This is a genomic window from Mesorhizobium sp. M7A.F.Ca.CA.004.06.1.1 (assembly GCF_003999135.1).
In the GTDB taxonomy this organism is placed as follows: Bacteria; Pseudomonadota; Alphaproteobacteria; order Rhizobiales; family Rhizobiaceae; genus Mesorhizobium.
Genome location: NZ_RZPQ01000648.1, coordinates 1 through 3,416, shown reverse-complemented (window position 1 = coordinate 3,416; position 3,416 = coordinate 1). Strand labels below are relative to the sequence as shown.

2 protein-coding genes are annotated in these 3,416 nt (G+C 63.1%); both read left to right on the top strand.

Annotated features, from left to right (window positions below; genetic code table 11):
- On the top strand, positions 1–2,232 hold a 2,232-nt coding region (locus EN906_RS27590), incomplete at its 5' end, for an FdhF/YdeP family oxidoreductase (protein WP_127375512.1).
- 2 nt (positions 2,233–2,234) lie between these two features.
- Positions 2,235–3,416, top strand: a 1,182-nt coding sequence (locus tag EN906_RS27585) for a cytochrome ubiquinol oxidase subunit I (protein WP_164777400.1), incomplete at its 3' end; no start/stop codon positions are given.

Genomic DNA, 3,416 nt, shown 5'->3' with positions numbered 1-3,416 from the left:
CTCGGCGAGCACCTGGTCGAGCAGGATATTGCGATCAAGGGCGCGACAACGCTGCTGCGCATGAACCAGCCGCTTGGCTTCGATTGCCCGGGCTGCGCTTGGCCAGATCCCAAACACACCTCGCCCTTCGAATTCTGCGAGAACGGCGGCAAGGCAGTCGCCTGGGAGGTGACGGCGAAGCGCTGCACGCCGGAGTTCTTCGCAGCTCACACCGTCACCGAGCTTTCGACATGGAGCGACTACGAACTCGAAATGGTCGGGCGGCTTACTCATCCGATGGCCTACGACCAAGCCAGCGATCGCTACTTGTCGGTGAACTGGGACGACGCCTTCGCCATGATCGGTCGGCATCTGGGCGCCCTTCCCAATCCGAATATGGCGGAGTTCTACACCTCCGGTCGCACCTCCAACGAGGCCGCCTTCCTCTACCAGCTCTTTGTGCGCGAATACGGCACCAACAACTTCCCCGACTGTTCCAACATGTGCCACGAGGCTACCAGCGTCGGCTTGCCGCAGTCGCTCGGCGTCGGCAAGGGCACGGTGCTGCTGGACGATTTCGACAAGACTGACTGCATCTTCATCTTCGGCCAGAACCCCGGCACCAACAGCCCGCGCATGATGACCAGCCTGCGCAGTGCCTCGCGACGCGGCGCAACCATTATTTCGTTCAATCCGTTCCGCGAGCGGGCGCTGGAGCGCTTTCAGGCGCCGCAGAGCCCGATCGAGATGACGACGCTGACGTCCACCCCGATCAGCTCGCGCCTGCACCAAGTCAAGGTCGGCGGCGACATCGCAGTGCTCAAGGGCTTGATGAAGGTGCTAGTCGAGGAGGATGAGCGGCTGCGCGCCGAACACCAGATCGAGGCCCTTGACTGGGATTTTATCCGCGGCCACACCGTCGGCATCGAGGCGCTCGTCGCCGACCTCAAGGCCACATGCTGGGAAGACATCGAGCGGCGATCGGGCCTCACGCGCTCGGCGATCGAGGAAGCCGCCCATGTCTATATGAAGGCGAAGAGGGCGATCGTCGTCTATGGCATGGGCATCACCCAGCACCGGCACGGCGCGAAAAGCGTCCAGCAGCTTGCCAATCTTTGCCTGCTCAAGGGAAATATCGGAAAGGAAGGCGCCGGCTTGTGCCCGGTGCGCGGCCATTCCAACGTCCAAGGCGACCGTACCGTCGGCATAACCGAAATTCCGACCCCTGAATTCCTCGGCCGGCTGGGACAGCGTTTTGGCTTCGAGCCCTCTGCTGAGCATGGACACAATGTCGTCACCGCGCTGGAGGCCATGGTCGAGGGAAAAGCGCGCGTCTTCATCGGCATGGGTGGCAACATCGTCGCTGCCATCCCAGACTGGCAGGTCACGCAGGAGGCGTTTCGCCGTCTCGATCTCACTGTTCACGTCTCGACCAAGCTTAACCGCAGCCACATCATCCATGGCCGCGACGCGCTCATCCTGCCCTGCCTAGGCCGCACGGAGGTTGACCTGCAGGCGGCAGGCCCGCAATCCATCACCGTCGAGGACTCTATGTCGATGGTGCACGCGTCGACCGGCATGAACGAACCTGCCTCCGAGCACCTGAAGAGCGAGCCCGCGATCGTTGCAGGCATGGCCCGCGCCACCCTCGGGATGCGCTCAGTTGTGGACTGGGAGATCTTCGTCGCCGACTACGACCTGATACGCGACGCCATCGAAGACGTCTTTCCGATTTTCGAGGGCTACAACGCTCGCATCCGCGTACCCGGCGGCTTCCACCTCCCCTCGACGGCGCGCGAGCGTATTTGGAATACGGCTACCGGCAAGGCGAACTTCATGCCGTTCGATGGGCTCGGCGAGGATAACGCATCCGATGCGGACGTTTTGTGGCTCACCAGCGTGCGCAGCCATGACCAGTACAATACCACGCTCTATTCACTCTCAGACCGCTATCGCGGCGTGTTCGGCCAACGCGACGTGCTGTTCATAAGCGTCGAGGAAATCGAGAAGCGCGGCTTCAAGCCGGGCGACCGCGTCGACCTAGTCACCGTTTCAGACGACGGCGTGGAGCGAGTGGTTCGCAATTTCAAGCTGGTCGCCCATGCATTCCCGGCCGGCGGCTGCGCGGCCTATTACCCAGAGACCAATCCGCTGGTGCCGCTTCACGCCCACGATCCAATGAGTTTCACACCCTCCTACAAGGGCATTCCGATCCGCATCGTGCGGGCGCAGGTCCAGGTTGAGGTGGCTTGACCATGGATGCCGTCATCCTTGCCCGACTCCAGTTCGCCTTCACAATGGGCTTCCACATCCTGTGGCCGACGGTCACGATCGGGCTCGCCTGCTTCGTCGCGCTACTGAGCGGCCTTTGGTGGCGCACCGGACGCGAGGTCTATCGCGATCTCATGCGCTTCTGGATTTCCATCTTCGCGCTGGCCTTCGGCATGGGCGTCATCACTGGCCTCGTGCTGAGCTACGAGATCGGCACCAACTGGGCGGGCTTCTCGCGCTCGGTCTCCAACGTCCTCGGCCCGCTCTTCATGTACGAGGCGCTGACCGCCTTCTTCCTCGAGGCCGGCTTCATCGGCATCGTGCTGTTCGGCCAGAACCGGGTCAGCAGGGGACTGCATTTCTTCGCCTGCTGCATGGTGGCGGGCGGCACGCTGACGTCGGCCACCTGGATCCTCGCCGCCAACAGTTGGATGCAGACGCCGCAGGGCGCGGTGGCCGACGCCAACGGCATTTTTCATGTCGTCGACTGGTGGCAGGTCATCTTCAATCCTTCCTTCCCCTACCGGCTCGCCCACATGGTCTGCGCCAGTTTCATTACCGGCTCCTTCGTCGTGGCCGGCGTCTCTGCCTTCCATCTTTGGCGCAGGCAGCATGTGGAGGCCAGCCGCCTCGCTTTCTCGCTGGCCATGTGGATGGCGCTGGTGCTCACCCCGACGCAGATCCTGCTGGGCGACCTGCACGGACGCAACACGCTTGCCTATCAGCCGATAAAACTCGCCGCGATGGAAGGGCTGTGGGACACCACCAAGGGACCCGCGATGACCGTGATTGCCTGGCCCAGCATGGAGGAGCAGCGCAATCTCTACGCGATCGACATCCCGCATCTTGCCAGCCTCTATCTCACCCATTCCTGGGACGGCGAGGTCGAGGGCCTGAAGGCGGTGCCGCGCGAGGACCAGCCCTATGTGCCGATCGTCTTCTTCGCCTTCCGCATCATGGTCGGCATCGGGCTGATCCTTCTCGCCACCGCCGTCACCGGCGTGGCGCTGCGCTGGAGCCATCGCCTCTACGACACACGCTGGTTCCAACTGATCACCATGGCGACGACGCCGCTCGGCTTCATCGCGGTGCTCGCCGGCTGGACGACCACCGAGGCAGGCCGCCAGCCTTGGGTCATCTATGGCCAGTTGCGCACCATCGACGCG